The sequence below is a fragment of the Aliikangiella litoralis genome (assembly GCF_052495765.1).
In genome coordinates this window covers 3,512,308-3,526,787 of sequence record NZ_CP199292.1, presented here as the reverse complement: position 1 = coordinate 3,526,787, position 14,480 = coordinate 3,512,308, and the positions used below count along the sequence as shown (strand labels likewise).

Below are 14,480 nucleotides of genomic sequence, written 5' to 3'. Positions count from 1 at the left end.
GAACAGGCTGTTTATTGTTATAGGCTGTTAAAATAATTTAACCAAGAGTAAATTGTAGAATGTCTGGAGATAGTTTAGGTAAGTTGTTTAAAGTGACTAACTGGGGCGAGTCGCATGGCCCCGCAATTGGCTGTGTGGTAGAAGGATGTCCTGCAGGCTTAAGTTTGACTGAGGCAGATATACAGCCTTTTTTAGACAAACGTCGGCCAGGTCAAAGCCAAATAGTGACACAACGTAATGAAGCCGATCAAGTGACAATATTGTCTGGCGTGGTTGATGGCAAAACAACGGGGACTGCAATTAGTTTAATGATTAAAAACAGTAACTCTCGTTCAAAGGATTATGATGAGTTTGCAACATTATTTCGCCCGAGCCATGCCGATTTTACTTATCAGAAAAAGTATGGAATTAGAGATGCATCCGGTGGCGGAAGAAGCTCTGCTCGAACAACCGCAGCTAATGTGGCGGCGGGGGCTATTGCTTTGAAAGTTCTTGCGAGTGAAAAAATAGAAATACTTTCCTGGGTGGACTCTGTGGGTAGTATTCGAGCTAATATCGAAGCTGATGTTGTGACGACTGATTTGATTGAAAGCAATCCTGTCCGTTGCCCAGATATTGAAGCGGCAAAAGTGATGGAAGAAAAGATTCTTGAAATTCGCAAACAAGGCGACACCATTGGTGGTATTGTTAAATGTGTGATTAAAAATACGCCTATTGGTTTAGGTGAACCACTGTTTGATAAGCTAGAAGCTGACTTAGCAAAAGCCATGCTCTCAATTAATGCTAGTAAAGGTTTTGAGTTTGGTTCTGGTTTTGCTGGAACCGAAATGACTGGCAGCGAACACAACGATATTTTTTATAAAGATGAATTTGATTCAATAAAAACACATTCCAATTTTTCTGGTGGCATACAAGGCGGTATTTCTAATGGTATGGATATTAATTTTAGAGTCGCTTTTAAGCCAGTTGCTACTTTAATGCAGAAACAAAAAACCGTTGATTTACAAGGAAACTCGTTAGAGTATCAGGGAAGAGGGCGCCACGATCCTTGTGTTTTGCCAAGGGCTGTTCCTATTGTTGATGCTATGGCTGCTTTAGTGCTCTGCGATCATTGGTTACGTTACAGAGCTTATCAGGCTTAGTAAGGTTATTTATTTTGGGGCAACTGTCATGAGGAATTGATCAAACAGCAAGTGTCATAACTGATAAGAAAATAATACGGTTCGAGAGAAAGCCAAAATCATCATAACGATGATTTTGGCTTTTTAACATCCGAAGTTATGATGGTAAATATGATGCTGTTTGGTAAAACGTTCGATTTTAATTGGGTAAACGGAAAAAAAGTGATGATGAGAGTGTGGTAAAACGGTCATCAGATCATGGGATCTTATGACCGATAATTTGGTATAGCTGGATCAGTTTATTTTGTCATATAGACAGTCCTCCTGAAATAGCTCATCAACGGAACATCTTTTTTTTCGTCTGATAGCTTTAGCTTGCGCCCACTTTTTTTCAATCGGATTTAAGTCAGGGCTATAAGGAGGTAACCATTGCAAAATACATCCCTTTTTCTCAATAGCTTCACAGATGTCTTTACGCTTATGAAAGCTGGCATTATCCATCACAATCACCGCATTAGAGGGAACTTTAGGTAACAAATCTTGTGTTACCCAAGCATGAAAAACATCCGCATTAATACTTCCGGCAAACAAACTTAAAGTCACAAAGGTATTTCGGATAATTGCCCCAATAGCATTAATACGACCTTTGGCATGCCAATCATGAACACCATAACAGCGTTGACCTTTGTCCGAATAACCATGAGTACGAGGTGAGGATTGAGCAAATCCACTTTCATCCAAATAAACGACAGGCTTTCCTAACTGCTCGTACCGACTAAGTTGTTGTTGAAACCTCGCCCGCTTTAATTCATCTGCTTTGGGGTGGCACAGTGTTTTTTTTATAGCTCTTATTTAACCGTTTGAGAGCATCGTGAATACTCGGTTGCGAAACACCAAAGCGCTTGGCTCGTTCCCATTGATAATCATCAGGGAAATCTTCGACATCTTTTTTCAGTGTCTCCATGCAAAGCTTGATGCTGGGTCTATTTTTTTTCGCACAAGGCTCAATGTTTTTATTCCAACGAAGAAGGCTTCGCATGGATATATCAAAGTGCTCTCCGGTTTCTTCAAAGGTTAAACCGTGTTTCTGTTTATAAGCCAAGACGTGTTGGCGAAATGCTATCGGATAAGTCATGTGAGTATTATGCCATAATAAACCTATTTAGCTATAAATTATACGATAGCAATTCGGACGGCTACATAGAATTGTAAAAAGCGCACCAAGATGAGAGCTCATCATAAAGTCACAAAATATTATGATGAATAACTTGATAAAAATCATGGTTTTAATTTGGGCAACAATAGGTAATCACTCTAACTCATATTTTCATTAAACAGACTTTGTTGATTTTAGCCCTTTGAGTGAAAACAAAAACAAATTAAAGTGAATAATGTAACTTACAATCCACATACCACCGGCTAATACAAAGAAAAACACTTTTGTTTCAGTATAACTCCACCCCATAATAAACTGACACAATACAGCAGCAGCAAACATACCTAATATGTAATATAGTGGATAAATGATTAAATATCTTATCAGCTCAAAAATATAGTTTTTTCTAGTCACTTAAACTCACGTCTAAAATTATTTTGTAATTATTGTTATTGCGTTATCAATATAAACTAATAGGCTTGAGAGCGCTAAGTAATAGTATATAAATAATGGCCTATTGTTGGTGAGATTATCAAAAATCATCAAATCTCAATTGGGTTACAGGCTTGTAATCTGTATTTATACTCATTAAAAACTTGCCTTCAACTGAAGGCAAGTTTGAGAACTACTTGTTATTTTGTATACTATTGTAAATATCAGTAGAAGTAGACCAATAAACTTCAAGATCTACTAGCTCAATGTTATCTACTGAATCTTCCCCTCCTAGGAAAGGCGATATTTTGTATCCAAAACACTTGCTAGTCGTAACCCTCACATCTTGCCTAGCAATACACTCATCATAAAAACCTGAAGATAACGATTCATCACTATATTCAACGAATTCTATATCATGTAAGTCTACAAATGTGCATGGAATAACCATTGCCTCGCCAAACCCTGGATCTAAAGAAAGTACTTTTTTCTTATTATAGTCCCAAGCAAATACACGACCTAACCAGTCAATGGCGAAGCAATCAATGTTCCCACTAAATTGACTAAAAATTCCTACTACCAATTTATTCCACTTATAAACTTCATCAAAAGGAATAATTCTGTATAAACCATCTCCAAACGATGCTCCTGGATATTCTGTAAGAAAATCAGAAGCTCCTTCTATAGTTTTCATGCGCTCAGGAATTTTAATTTCATCAGCTATTTCCAGTGTTTTTTCAACTGCATATTTATTTAAAAAGGAATTAAACATTTATTTATCCATCACAAATTTTTACACTACAAACTTTGGTTCCGGCAGGTTGCTTTTTTATTTAGTAACTTATAAACTTGTTGTTACTCAGGCTTTCTATTTCTAAAAAAATATATTAAGCCACCACCAAGCATCATGCACAAAAAGAAAAATAATGAGTAAAAGGATTCTTTAATAGTTATAACTTCCATGTAAAAGTAAGATTCTACAAAGCTATATATCGCTAAAATGAAAACTGATTTAAGTTCACCATTCTTACAAATAAAAGCAACTAAGCAAGCTGATATAAAATCAAATATGCCGCTTAAAAGTGAAAACTTAAATGATTCCATAGAAATGCTGTAAAACATTTTTAAAACTAGCCAATATATTGATGATGATATATCAACCAAAAAGTACCCTAAGATAACTCCAATTATCAATCGAAGAATTGATATACGTTTATCTTTGTCTCCTTCTATATTTGAAGAAGGTGTTGCATAAATGTTGTTTGGATCCATTCTTTTACAAAGCGAACACTAATTATATTTAATATTTATTTTTGAGAAAACCTAAAACAAACCATTTTAATGACGTATTGAAGAGTCATATGCAGCAAGTATTTCAACTTTTTCGGCATTGCCTATTATATTATCAACGTCATTAATCGAAATTTTTTCAGGAATATTAATGGTATAATAATTATTTAGAACTCCACCTTCAAAACCACACCCCAAACTATGAAGTTGATTTAGTATATTTAATCCCTTTTCTTCATCATTTAATGTTACCCAAATGGTACTATTCCCCGATTTCTCAATTATTTTTTCAATCTCATAATTACCACTATTTTTCTTCGAAATAGAAACAAGATCTTCGATTGACAAGTTATCAATGAAGAAAGGGATATTTATTAATCTATAAAAGTCTCCTTCTTTCAGAAACCACAGGCTTTCGGTAGAGACAGGCAAGCCCTCACTTTGCTCTGGTGTAAGCTCTATGGTTATCTGGGTTTTTCTTTCATTGCTCATTAACTCAAACTCACCTAAGTATTCATACTAGTATAAATCGCTGTGCATTTAGCCATAACAAGTATCTGTTATGGCTGTTCGAATAACTAGAATAACAATGTAAATATTTAAAGTGACGTGCAAATAAATACAGTTGTTTTTGATTTTAATTCCTGTTTTTTACAGTTGAATGCTCGTTTTAATCTGTTGGGTTACGCATTTGGCTAACCCAGCCTACCGAGCTGCAAGTCATCAAAAACAAAACGCACCAATTGGTGCGTTTGAAACAGTGGATGTCCTGCCCTCTGCTTTAAAATTCAAGCATAACACTTCGGCTTTGCTTGTATTCGGGGCTGGATATCACCAATTTGTATTGGCTCTTTTCTAAAGTAAAATGAGAGCTATTCTGAGGAAACGCATCTATCTCATCGACTGACAGAGTACTTTGCGCAGTTATCTCATTACTCCCCTCACACAATTTTATTCGACCAATTCGCACAGCCGTCTCACTTTTGGGTCTCATTGACCAAACAACTTGATCGCTTTGATCAAAAACTTCTACAACACCCAACTTTAATGTGTACTCTCCCAACTTTAAAAGACTTACATTCCAACACCCTTCGATAAATTCTGTTTTTAACGGTAATTTACTACATGATGCCAAGATTAAAAACGAGCAACAAAAAATCAATTTTCTATACATAACTTCAACCTTAATTACTTTGTTCTGTTAAGCCACTTTTTAAAGCTTCCAATTTAGAGGCGCTTGAAACTTGTCCTGTTGTGCTAGTATTCGTTACCACTTGTGTGCCTGCTGAGTCGTACCTTGGAATACATTCAATTCGCCAATTACTTTTAGTCACTCGCCGATATTTAATTTTGTCGCCAGGTTCTTCCATTAACACATCGAAGGGTTCAAGTAATTTATCATTTGCCACGCCAGGAATATTCAGTGAATCCCCATTCCAATATTGGTAGCTATCCATTAAATTGCCACGGAAAGTCGTAGGCCCTGGATTTAACGGACCTGAGCATTCTTTATTCTCTCCCCAAGAACCCGTCATACCAAAACCTTTTCGATAGAGTGAAGTATGAATATGAGGAATATCCAATTGCCAATCGCCTAATTCTGCTTTGTTCATATACACATATTGTGCGCCTCGAAAAACACGTCGTAAGGCAACTTCTAAATTGGAATTACCGGGGATTGAAATGTCGGTTTGATGAAAACTGATTGAGCCCGAATTCATGTCAATTCGTTCACCTAACAAATCAATCGTATGCGGGGTAATCTCTTCCGATACTTTTAATCGTGCCAATATATTTTTATCGGCCGTTTTATCAAACTCTTCGACGGGGTCATCGGGAGCAGCGGTGAGTGAAGCCACCGTCGCCAAAAGACCCAAACCTATTGAGACATTCATTAATTTCCTAATTCGCATAAAAACTCCTGTTTAATACCAAACCACCCAAAGGCTTGGTTGTTTACTTAGTGAAAAGTTCAGTTGGTTTAACCAATCCATCATCTTAATGATTGACTGTCTCAAATGATGAGGCTAAACCGACTTTAGATTGTTCAATATTCAGTTCACCACGAACATGACTTAAAGAATCATTTCTTCCAGTCGAACCCTGTTGTTTTGAGAATATATATTGAGTGAAAAATTAGTGAGTATGAGTGAAACCATTGATTGGATATCTTTCATCAGCTCCCTCTGTTAAATAAAGTTTTATAATAAAAATAATTGACGGTTATTTTATATAGCTCCAATAAAAATGCTTTTAAAAATCAGACAATCAATAGCAATATTCGGCCAAACTCCTGAAAAACAGCTATTTTGAGTAGATTAATCGCTCTAACTTGATATCGACTCAATATTAGGTTGACAGTCAATTGTTCTGCATATTATTTTTTGAGATTTTATTCGCAGAGTTAATAAAGCGCATTTGAAGTCAGGTTTTTTTGTAGATTTGAAACCTATTAGTTAACGATTTTTTGGCAACTGGAGTCCTAGTTGCTCACCTCGCCACTTTGCGTAATACATTCCCGCAAATAAAAATAAGCTGGAAAAAATTAACTCTAATAAAATAGCACTCAATTCATCAGGGTTTGTTAATAACGAAGTTAAACCATGACAAATATAGATAACAGCGATAAAGCCTGACCAAGCATGTGTGTATGCTTTGCCTTTGAGTAGACCGACTGCTGGAAATAGGAGTGGTAATAACCACAAGCCTGTTAATACTTCATTATTAAATGAGGCTGACGGAAACCATAGCAAGTTCCAGATAGGGACGAGCAAAATCAATCCAAAGTAGCCCAGTAATGTTAACCGATGGGCTATTAGCATTTGTGAAGTTAAGGGTTTTGTACTCATAACGTCGGTTCTGATTTTAATTTTTGTGCTAAAACGGCAACCCTTTGACCTTGAGCTAGTGCAAGCTTTTTTTCATGCTCACTAATAGGGTTGTCATTATTATGCCCCGACCAGTGGCTACTGCCGTATGGTGTTCCACCGGTTTGTGTGTGCAACAGAGCGGTTTCACTATAAGGTAGTCCGCAAATCAGCATACCATGATGCAAAAAGGGCAGCATCATTGATAGTAGAGTGGATTCTTGGCCACCATGTAGGCTACTTGTTGAAGTAAAGAAGCTAACAGGTTTACCTGCTAGTTGGCTATTCATCCATAACTCACTGGTACTATCGATAAAATGCTTTAATGAAGCGGCCATGTTTCCGAAGCGGGTAGGACTACCAACAATTAGTCCGTCACAATCGATTAAATCTTGAGTAGAGGCATATATGTCGCCATTAGCAGGAACACTACTTTGTGGTGTATCTATATTATTAGAAACAGTCGGTACGGTTCGAATAACCGCTTCTGCGTTTTGTTTTACCACACCACGGGCGATCAAGTTAGCTAGTTGTTGGGTTTTTCCACCAGAGGAATAATACAAAATCAGTACTTTTGTCATGTTTATCGAAGGCTCTTTTAAAAGAGTTTTAAAACATTTTCAGGCGGTCTGCCAACAACTGCCTTTTTTCCTTTGACAACAATAGGGCGTTCAATGACTTTTGGAAATGCGACCATCAACTTGATTTGTTCTTCTTCTGATAAGTCAGTGTTGTTTAATCCTGACTCTTTATACTCTGCTTCTTTTTTACGCATGACTTCCTGTGGAGAAAGCTTAAGTGCGCTGAGTACATTGGTTAACTCTTCAACAGTTGGAGGGTTTTTTAAATATTCAACGATTTCGACATCTGCGCCATTGTCATTGAGGAGTTCTAATGTTTGGCGTGATTTAGAGCATCTTGGATTATGGTAAATGGTAAACTTAGCCATTTGTTATCACCTTATTTGTTCGGTAGTATTGTTCAACATAGAGGGTGGTTATTTTAGGGCTAAGTTGTGATAGAAGAAAGGATTAAATACCTGTTTGCTTTTATATCGTATGTATTTCAGCGATATTCTCAAAATCGATGCTCATCAATTGCCGCAGAATTAACGGTTACTAGTTTACTAGCCTTGGTTCCATTAACTGCTGTTGTGCTGGCTTTGCTGGCTTTTATTCCAAGCTTTCAAAATTTAGGTGAACAGCTACAAAGCATACTTTATCAATACTTTGTTCCCAGCACAGGAGAAACGGTACAAAGTTACATCAAAGAGTTTGTTGGTAAGGCGAGAGGGTTATCGGGACTGGGAAGCGTAATGCTAATTGTTACTGCGCTAGCTTTAATGCGAACAATTGACCAAAGTTTTAACAAAATATGGCATGTGAAATCAACCAAGTCATTAGTTCGAACTTTGCTGGTTTATTGGGCTGTATTGACTTTAGGGCCTATTTTTTTAGGCTCTAGCTTGGTTATTACTTCTTATATTAAGTCACTACCTATTATATCCGATGTAGTAGGTGAGCATGGTCAGTGGTTTACCTTGTGGTTGCCTTTTTTGATGGCTGGGATGGCATTTAGTGTTATGTTTTATGTGATCCCTAATCGTAAAATATTCTTTTGGCATGCAGCACTTTCTGGACTTATCACAACTGCTTTATTTGAAATTGCTAAGTTTGCTTTTGGTTTATTTGTCTCGAGTGTATCAACTTATCAGTTAATTTTTGGAGCCTTAGCGGCGGTTCCATTATTTTTAATTTGGATTTATTTAAGTTGGGGGATTGTTTTATTAGGGGCTGAAATTTGTCATGCATTAGCTGCATTTGAGCTGGAAGAGCAAAGTATTAATCAACATCCATTTATCGAAGTTGTTGAAATACTACTTCATTTTGCCGAGGCCCAGAAAAATGGCGAACTGGTTGATGATACGCAACTTAAGCAATTAGGCATGCAGAAAAATAAACAGAAATTAAATGTAGGATGGATACAAACCTTGATTGATTCACAAGTTATTGCTCGAACTCAAGAACAAACCTATTGTTTAATTTCAAATGCAAGCAAGCTTGATTATCAAATGATTTTTAATTTAGTGGGCCGTCAATTTCCTGTTTTGGAACAAATTAATCAGAGTAATTTACCTGAAAAAAATAAACAGGAGGTAATAGCGATTATTACCTCTACCCAATCACAGCTTAAAGATCACCAGGTAATCTAAGGTCATCAAGGCTGTTGGGTTTGTTATTGTCGATATCAAATTCATCATTGATATTGCCTTTTTCATGAGGAATAGCTGTCCACGGAATAACATCAGAAACTTCATCTTGGACTTCTTCGGCAAGCTCATCTCTCAGTTCATAAGTTTGAAAGAAAAAGCGTTCCACACAAGGAGTAACTTCAACTTTTAACCTCGGACGAACTTCTACTGGTTTATCCATGCCTAGCATGGCGTAAACGCGGTTATCTCTATGTGAACCTCTCGAAGTAATAATTGTTGATGAGTTACTTCCCTCTACAACGGCGTCGGAGACAACAATACCTGGCTGACCACCTTTTTCATTTTTACCTTGATACAGTATCAGTCTGACAGGATGGTATCGACCTTCGATGTATTTTAGACCCAACATAGTTCCATTATTTTTATCACCTGTGTGCCAGCGACAAACGGCTAAGCGCCAGTGAGGAGCCGGGCTGCCATCCATATACTCACGAATAAAAGCCAGATTGCCAAGTTTGATATGTGGGATCATGTATTGTCGTGAACAAAGACCTATTCCACCACTACTTACATTGATTGCGTCCCATGATAGTTCTTCTTGAGATTTAATTTCGGTTAAAGCTGATATTTCGTCAAAAGTCAGTGGTTTACGTCCATTTTGTTCTGTTCGACCAAGTACCCTCGTTATATCATCAATTCCCCAAATAACATCAACTTTAGTGACTATAGGGTAACGTCTGGAGTTGCGCTCGATTCTATGTCGCCAATGCTTAGATAAATGTTCCCAAAGATATTTAGCAGAAGTGAATGTAATTGAACGATGAAACGTTTTTTCTGGAAGTTTATTTTTTTCTTCAAAAGTTTCTAAATCAAAGTTAACTTGGCGTAGCAAGTCGAATGTCAATAAGAGTCTTATTTTAGGATCTTCTGGATCATCTAACTCACTGGTTACAAAATTAGGTTTGTTTTCAGAGGTGACGTCAATAATAAAGCACTCTTCTTTTCTAAAATCATCAGGATCTTCAGATATACGGGCTAAATGTCCCCAATTTTGTAAATAATAAAAAATTTGCCAATGTTCACCTTTATCTAAGTGATAAGGATCAGAGAGAGCTATCAAACAGTTACGAATATAGTTGCGTTCGATAGTAGGTAAACAAAGAGAACTACCTGTATCAAGTTCAATATGCTCTATATTGTCTCGTCCTGCACTCGCAAAAAGCGCATTGATTTCTCGCCAAAGGTAAATGGGCACAGGCGTATAAACTTCATACTGCTCGATGAGCATTATGCCTAAGTAAAAAATAGCAAATGCTGTTGCTTTGATTTTAAATTTATTTTTACCCCATAACTGTCTTTTATGCTGACAGTCATTAACAATAATTTTATGGGCGAAAGCCATTTCTCGTGAAAAGTTGTGTAGCTTTTCAACATTTTCTATTTCTAATTGACTGGCTTTACTGGTCGCTGAAAATTTAGGACGGTATCTATCATGTATAAGTCGATAGCTAGAGTCAAAAAGCTCAACAAGTTCAGCTCTTTGTTTATAAGGCATTTCTGTACGATTTAAACTTGATATTGCACGAGTGATTTCAGGCAATGTTTTAGACATGTCAGCCAAGGGTAAAGAAAGCAACCATTCGGATAACTTTGCTTTGTCAGTCTCAACCAGAATATGTTGTCCTTCTTGTTGAGATGGAATGGTTAATCTAAGGCTATCCATGATACTACTTGTCAGTCTCCAATAATGAATTAGTTAACAAAACTTTAATACAAGGTTGTCGTGCCTTTCGCCTTGCTGTGTATTATTATGAGTGAAAAGCGATATATTAAAGACAAATGGATAAAATTTGTTTATTTGTCATTCGCTTAAGTCCAAACAATTACACCTAATTTTCATAATAGATGATTTAAACAAACTGTTGTGGTGGCGTATTGTTTGTTTTTTAAACGATTATGAATATTAATTTTCTAGAATTGTACTATTAAAAATTATTCAAAATCAATACGATATCACAAGGCAAATCACCGGAACTTATGAAAACTATAGCATATTTTTTTAGTAGAATTCTAATCACTCTCTGTTTTATTGTGACTGGATGTAGCCAAAATGGTCAGTTTACACTTTTGGATGGCCAAACACATACTTTAGATGATTTTTCTGGTCAATGGGTTGTTATTAACTTTTGGGCAGAATGGTGTGCGCCTTGTTTGGAAGAAGTTCCTGCTTTAAATCAGTTGTCTAGTGCTGGAAATGAGCTCAATGTAAAGGTGATAGGAGTTAGCTATGATCCACTATCGCTTGAGCAATTACGTCATGTTGTAACTAAGTGGAAGATTGGTTACCCGGTTATAGCAACAGAGCCTGTGCCAATACTGCCATTTGATTTACCTCCCACTTTACCAACCAATTATTTGTTAAACCCTGATGGTGAAGTTGTCAAAACGTTAGTTGGTAAACAGGACTATGAATCTTTAAGTTATGCCATCCATTTAGCCAAAAAACCAATAAAAAACTAAATTTAACTGATTTCAATAGGTTGGTCAGGTGTAAAATGAGGACTGGTATTGATTATTTCATTTGTTAATGCGATAAAATTTTTACGCGTTATGACATTGATAAGTAAAAAAGTTTGATATTTTAATTGATCTCACTATTCACAGTGGGTATCTTGAATTCAGAATAAAGTTAAAAACATTACTGGCGTTCATTGGTGTTATTCGCTATTAATGTTGATTGATATCTTACTATTGATAGCTTATCGAAAATATACTGGTGTTAGAGAGAGTGCATTTTTTCATTATTTGCCAGTAATCAATATAGGTAATAAAAGTAGATTAAATTATGCAAAACTGTTGTATACGAATGAAAACTATTATCAGTATCTTAGTCATTATTGCTGGCGCATTTGCTCATTTCTCCTGTTCGGCAGAAGAAGAGCAAACAACAGCTGCCAAGTTAGAGTCTCTAAAGAAAGAAGTACTCAGCGTTAATAGAGATCTGTTTATTTTAGAAGAAGACCTGTTGTTTCCTGCTTCAACTCAGGTAGCGGTTTATCTTTCTGTTGATATTGGGCATTTTTTTGCATTAGATAATGTGAAATTAAAAATAGATGATAAAGATGTTGTGCACTATTTATATACAGAAAATGATATTGATGCGCTACATCGAGGGGCAATTCAAAAGGTTTATTTAGGTAACTTAAGCACAGGCGATCACCAAGTTGTTGCCATTGTTATTGGGAAGGGCCCACACAACAGAGAATATCGTAGAGCGATTGCATTTGATTTCAAAAAAGGCAGTGAAGCTAAAGCTTTAGAAATACAGTTGAGAGACGACACTACTAAGCAGCAGCCTAGCCTCAACATTGTTGAATGGTAAGAAAAATTTGATGTCTACCAAGTTGTTTATTCGTCTAATGTTGGCTTTGAATTTAAAAACATGCATCAGCATTGCTGTTGTTTTCATGTTGCTTGCGGGCGCAAGAGTCGAAGCCGCCACTATTTTGTCTGAAGCTGAATTATCAGAACAAAACCCCACTACAAGTCCCTCTAAGCAAAAAGAGATAAAAGGGCGTACTTCTTCAGTAAAAAAAGAAGATATTAAGAAGCCTGTTATTATTGAGGATTTAGCTTATGGGAATATTTTATTTGATTATTATCGTGGTGAACCAATTAAAGCACTAAATGGTATTTTGGTTGCAGAGAAAAAAAATGGTTTACCCAATCATTCACAGAGTGCCCGATTACTATCAGGCGTTATTTATTTAGATTTAGGAATGCTAACCTATGCTCAAAGAATTTTTAATGAGTTGCTGACGGAAGAAGATTTAAAAACGGGCTTATTTTCAAAAATTGAGTTTTATCTTGGCAAGTTGCATTACAGACAAGGAGATTTTAAACAAGCTGAGTTTAGACTTTCTCGTATTGTTGATTTATTAGACATTGAACTTAAAGATGAATGTCTAATAATGCTAAGCAATTTAGCTTTATATTTGGGGGATAAAGAAAAAGCAAGAAGTTGGTTGGGAAAAATAAGTCAAGACTCACAGTTGGCTTCAATGAGTCGGTTTAATCTTGGTATTCTTTGGTTAAGAGAAAAAAATCTTGAGCAAGCTTTGCTTCAATTAACGAACATACATCCGAGTTATACTGAAGATAAAGTCGTAAAAAGTTTGCAAGATAAAGCAAATGTAGCCCTTGGATATTATCATTTATCACATAAGTCTTTTGAAAAAGCGCGTCTTTATTTACAACAAGTTCGGTTGACTTCTCCATCATCAAATAAAGCGCTATTAGGAATGGGGTGGAGTTATGGCGAGCAAGGTAATTTTAAAAAAGCACTAGCACATTGGACCGAATTAAGTAAAAGAGATATTCGTGACATTGCTGTACAAGAAGTTCTGCTTGCAATTCCATATGCCTATCAAAAGTTGAACTCAATGCAGCTATCTTTAGATAACTATGCTGCTGCATCAGATGTATTTCAACAACAAATCGTTCTTATTGACAGCTTATTATTGAAAATACAACAAGAAGATTTGATTGAGTCTTTTGTGAGTAAAATTGTCAGTAATGCCCCATCGTTGATTAATGATGATGGAATACAAGACTCTGCTTTATTTGGTGATAAGTATGACTATTATTTGTACGAATTAGTTTCTCAACATCAATTTAATGAAGGATTTCGTAGTTATCAAAAGTTAGGCAAACTGTCACAAATATTGTCTTATTGGGAAAGTCAGCTACCTGCATTTAGTGATATATTGAAAGCGAATGAGCTGCGTTTCGAAGAAAAAATTCCTTTAGTTGATCGTTATTTAATGGAAGGCTCTTTTGTTCAATATGAACAAAAATTAGCTGAGTTAGACGAGGATATTAAACAATTAAAGAATAACCAGAAATTACATTTATTGGCAAACAGTAAGCAGCTAAAAATTCACAATAGAGTTCAATCGATGTTTGATAAACTTGCCATCATACCAGATGAATTATTAACAAATGATCAAAGAATAAAAGCTAACCGGGCTAAAGGTGTATTGCAGTGGCAGTTAGAAGAAGGTAAAACGGCTAAAATATGGAGATTGGAAAAAGCGGCTAATCAGATAAAAGTTATTATTGAAGAGATGCGTACAAGAAAAGTATCTTTAGCTAATGCAAGAGCTAATGCGGAAATACGGTTTAATGGTTATCAAGATAAAGTTGATGCTGCAACGGCTCAATTATTAGGGTTACGTGATAAAATAAAAGTCCAAATTGAATTGCAGGCAGAAGAATTAAAGTCTCAAATAATAGCGGTATTAAACAAACGAAAAGCGACGCTTGATTATTACTTATTACAATCGGATCTTTCTGTGGCTCGGCTACATGAACAAGCCGTTAAAATTCCGGAGTTAGATTAA

The 14,480-nt window shown here is 36.0% G+C and carries 17 protein-coding genes; 5 read left to right on the top strand and 12 right to left on the bottom strand.

From position 1 onward, the window contains the following. Positions 1–59: 59 nt before the first annotated feature. Positions 60–1,142 (top strand): chorismate synthase, encoded by a 1,083-nt coding sequence (aroC, locus tag ACT5E3_RS14585; RefSeq protein WP_444994274.1) that lies wholly within the window; start codon positions 60–62, stop codon positions 1,140–1,142. Between the two features lie 273 nt (positions 1,143–1,415). Here aroC and ACT5E3_RS14580 read toward each other — a convergent pair whose 3' ends face one another. From ACT5E3_RS14580 to arsC, 11 genes are all read right to left on the bottom strand, one after another. Further along, positions 1,416–1,952 (bottom strand): IS630 family transposase, encoded by a 537-nt coding sequence (locus tag ACT5E3_RS14580; RefSeq protein ID WP_444998609.1) that lies wholly within the window; start codon positions 1,950–1,952, stop codon positions 1,416–1,418. Next, on the bottom strand, positions 1,930–2,256 hold the full coding sequence (locus ACT5E3_RS14575; RefSeq protein ID WP_444994237.1) for an IS630 transposase-related protein: 327 nt from the start codon (positions 2,254–2,256) through the stop codon (positions 1,930–1,932). Before ACT5E3_RS14575 ends, ACT5E3_RS14580 begins: the two co-directional genes overlap by 23 nt. Positions 2,257–2,451: 195 nt before the next feature. After that, positions 2,452–2,691: a hypothetical protein gene (locus ACT5E3_RS14570; RefSeq protein WP_444994273.1), complete on the bottom strand. Its 240-nt coding sequence runs from the start codon at positions 2,689–2,691 to the stop codon at positions 2,452–2,454. A gap of 211 nt (positions 2,692–2,902) precedes the next feature. Continuing rightward, positions 2,903–3,481: a T6SS immunity protein Tdi1 domain-containing protein gene (locus ACT5E3_RS14565; protein ID WP_444994272.1), complete on the bottom strand. Its 579-nt coding sequence runs from the start codon at positions 3,479–3,481 to the stop codon at positions 2,903–2,905. Between the two features lie 83 nt (positions 3,482–3,564). Further along, positions 3,565–3,981: a hypothetical protein gene (locus ACT5E3_RS14560; protein ID WP_444994271.1), complete on the bottom strand. Its 417-nt coding sequence runs from the start codon at positions 3,979–3,981 to the stop codon at positions 3,565–3,567. A 66-nt stretch (positions 3,982–4,047) separates the two neighbouring features. After that, positions 4,048–4,491, bottom strand: coding sequence for a DUF4265 domain-containing protein (locus ACT5E3_RS14555; RefSeq protein WP_444994270.1), 444 nt, complete (start codon positions 4,489–4,491; stop codon positions 4,048–4,050). Between the two features lie 289 nt (positions 4,492–4,780). After that, entirely contained in the window at positions 4,781–5,173 is a 393-nt protein-coding gene (locus ACT5E3_RS14550) for a hypothetical protein (RefSeq protein WP_444994269.1), read from the bottom strand. 10 nt (positions 5,174–5,183) lie between these two features. After that, positions 5,184–5,912 carry a hypothetical protein gene (locus tag ACT5E3_RS14545; protein ID WP_444994268.1) on the bottom strand — a complete coding sequence of 243 codons (729 nt, stop codon included), beginning with the start codon at positions 5,910–5,912 and terminating at the stop codon, positions 5,184–5,186. A gap of 543 nt (positions 5,913–6,455) precedes the next feature. Beyond that, positions 6,456–6,848 carry a DUF2069 domain-containing protein gene (locus tag ACT5E3_RS14540; RefSeq protein WP_444994267.1) on the bottom strand — a complete coding sequence of 131 codons (393 nt, stop codon included), beginning with the start codon at positions 6,846–6,848 and terminating at the stop codon, positions 6,456–6,458. Further along, entirely contained in the window at positions 6,845–7,447 is a 603-nt protein-coding gene (gene wrbA, locus ACT5E3_RS14535) for an NAD(P)H:quinone oxidoreductase (RefSeq protein WP_444994266.1), read from the bottom strand. Before wrbA ends, ACT5E3_RS14540 begins: the two co-directional genes overlap by 4 nt. 17 nt (positions 7,448–7,464) lie before the next feature. Further along, positions 7,465–7,815: an arsenate reductase (glutaredoxin) gene (gene arsC / locus ACT5E3_RS14530; protein WP_444994265.1), complete on the bottom strand. Its 351-nt coding sequence runs from the start codon at positions 7,813–7,815 to the stop codon at positions 7,465–7,467. Between the two features lie 66 nt (positions 7,816–7,881). On the opposite strand from arsC, the gene ACT5E3_RS14525 reads away from it, so the two are divergent. Further along, positions 7,882–9,078 (top strand): YihY family inner membrane protein, encoded by a 1,197-nt coding sequence (locus ACT5E3_RS14525; protein WP_444994264.1) that lies wholly within the window; start codon positions 7,882–7,884, stop codon positions 9,076–9,078. Here ACT5E3_RS14525 and ACT5E3_RS14520 read toward each other — a convergent pair. Beyond that, positions 9,056–10,801, bottom strand: coding sequence for a hypothetical protein (locus ACT5E3_RS14520; RefSeq protein ID WP_444994263.1), 1,746 nt, complete (start codon positions 10,799–10,801; stop codon positions 9,056–9,058). The genes ACT5E3_RS14525 and ACT5E3_RS14520 overlap by 23 nt on opposite strands. Positions 10,802–11,115: 314 nt before the next feature. On the opposite strand from ACT5E3_RS14520, the gene ACT5E3_RS14515 reads away from it, so the two are divergent. The 3 genes from ACT5E3_RS14515 (at position 11,116) to ACT5E3_RS14505 (ending at position 14,480) form a co-directional block, all read left to right on the top strand. After that, positions 11,116–11,598 (top strand): TlpA family protein disulfide reductase, encoded by a 483-nt coding sequence (locus ACT5E3_RS14515; RefSeq protein ID WP_444994262.1) that lies wholly within the window; start codon positions 11,116–11,118, stop codon positions 11,596–11,598. 346 nt (positions 11,599–11,944) lie between these two features. Next, entirely contained in the window at positions 11,945–12,460 is a 516-nt protein-coding gene (locus tag ACT5E3_RS14510; protein WP_444994261.1) for an AraC family transcriptional regulator, read from the top strand. A gap of 10 nt (positions 12,461–12,470) precedes the next feature. Beyond that, positions 12,471–14,480 (top strand): tetratricopeptide repeat protein, encoded by a 2,010-nt coding sequence (locus tag ACT5E3_RS14505; protein WP_444994260.1) that lies wholly within the window; start codon positions 12,471–12,473, stop codon positions 14,478–14,480.

What these genes read in the sequence shown, in the direction of transcription:
- ACT5E3_RS14565 (WP_444994272.1), bottom strand. Translation starts at nt 3,481, where the DNA reads ATGTTTAATTCCTTTTTAAATAAATATGCAGTTGAAAAAACACTGGAA.
- ACT5E3_RS14540 (WP_444994267.1), bottom strand. Translation starts at nt 6,848, where the DNA reads ATGAGTACAAAACCCTTAACTTCACAAATGCTAATAGCCCATCGGTTA.
- ACT5E3_RS14545 (WP_444994268.1), bottom strand. Translation starts at nt 5,912, where the DNA reads ATGCGAATTAGGAAATTAATGAATGTCTCAATAGGTTTGGGTCTTTTG.
- ACT5E3_RS14560 (WP_444994271.1), bottom strand. Translation starts at nt 3,981, where the DNA reads ATGGATCCAAACAACATTTATGCAACACCTTCTTCAAATATAGAAGGA.
- wrbA (WP_444994266.1), bottom strand. Translation starts at nt 7,447, where the DNA reads ATGACAAAAGTACTGATTTTGTATTATTCCTCTGGTGGAAAAACCCAA.
- ACT5E3_RS14575 (WP_444994237.1), bottom strand. Translation starts at nt 2,256, where the DNA reads ATGACTTATCCGATAGCATTTCGCCAACACGTCTTGGCTTATAAACAG.
- aroC (WP_444994274.1), top strand. Translation starts at nt 60, where the DNA reads ATGTCTGGAGATAGTTTAGGTAAGTTGTTTAAAGTGACTAACTGGGGC.
- ACT5E3_RS14550 (WP_444994269.1), bottom strand. Translation starts at nt 5,173, where the DNA reads ATGTATAGAAAATTGATTTTTTGTTGCTCGTTTTTAATCTTGGCATCA.
- ACT5E3_RS14520 (WP_444994263.1), bottom strand. Translation starts at nt 10,801, where the DNA reads ATGGATAGCCTTAGATTAACCATTCCATCTCAACAAGAAGGACAACAT.
- ACT5E3_RS14515 (WP_444994262.1), top strand. Translation starts at nt 11,116, where the DNA reads ATGAAAACTATAGCATATTTTTTTAGTAGAATTCTAATCACTCTCTGT.
- arsC (WP_444994265.1), bottom strand. Translation starts at nt 7,815, where the DNA reads ATGGCTAAGTTTACCATTTACCATAATCCAAGATGCTCTAAATCACGC.
- ACT5E3_RS14510 (WP_444994261.1), top strand. Translation starts at nt 11,945, where the DNA reads ATGAAAACTATTATCAGTATCTTAGTCATTATTGCTGGCGCATTTGCT.
- ACT5E3_RS14555 (WP_444994270.1), bottom strand. Translation starts at nt 4,491, where the DNA reads ATGAGCAATGAAAGAAAAACCCAGATAACCATAGAGCTTACACCAGAG.
- ACT5E3_RS14505 (WP_444994260.1), top strand. Translation starts at nt 12,471, where the DNA reads ATGTCTACCAAGTTGTTTATTCGTCTAATGTTGGCTTTGAATTTAAAA.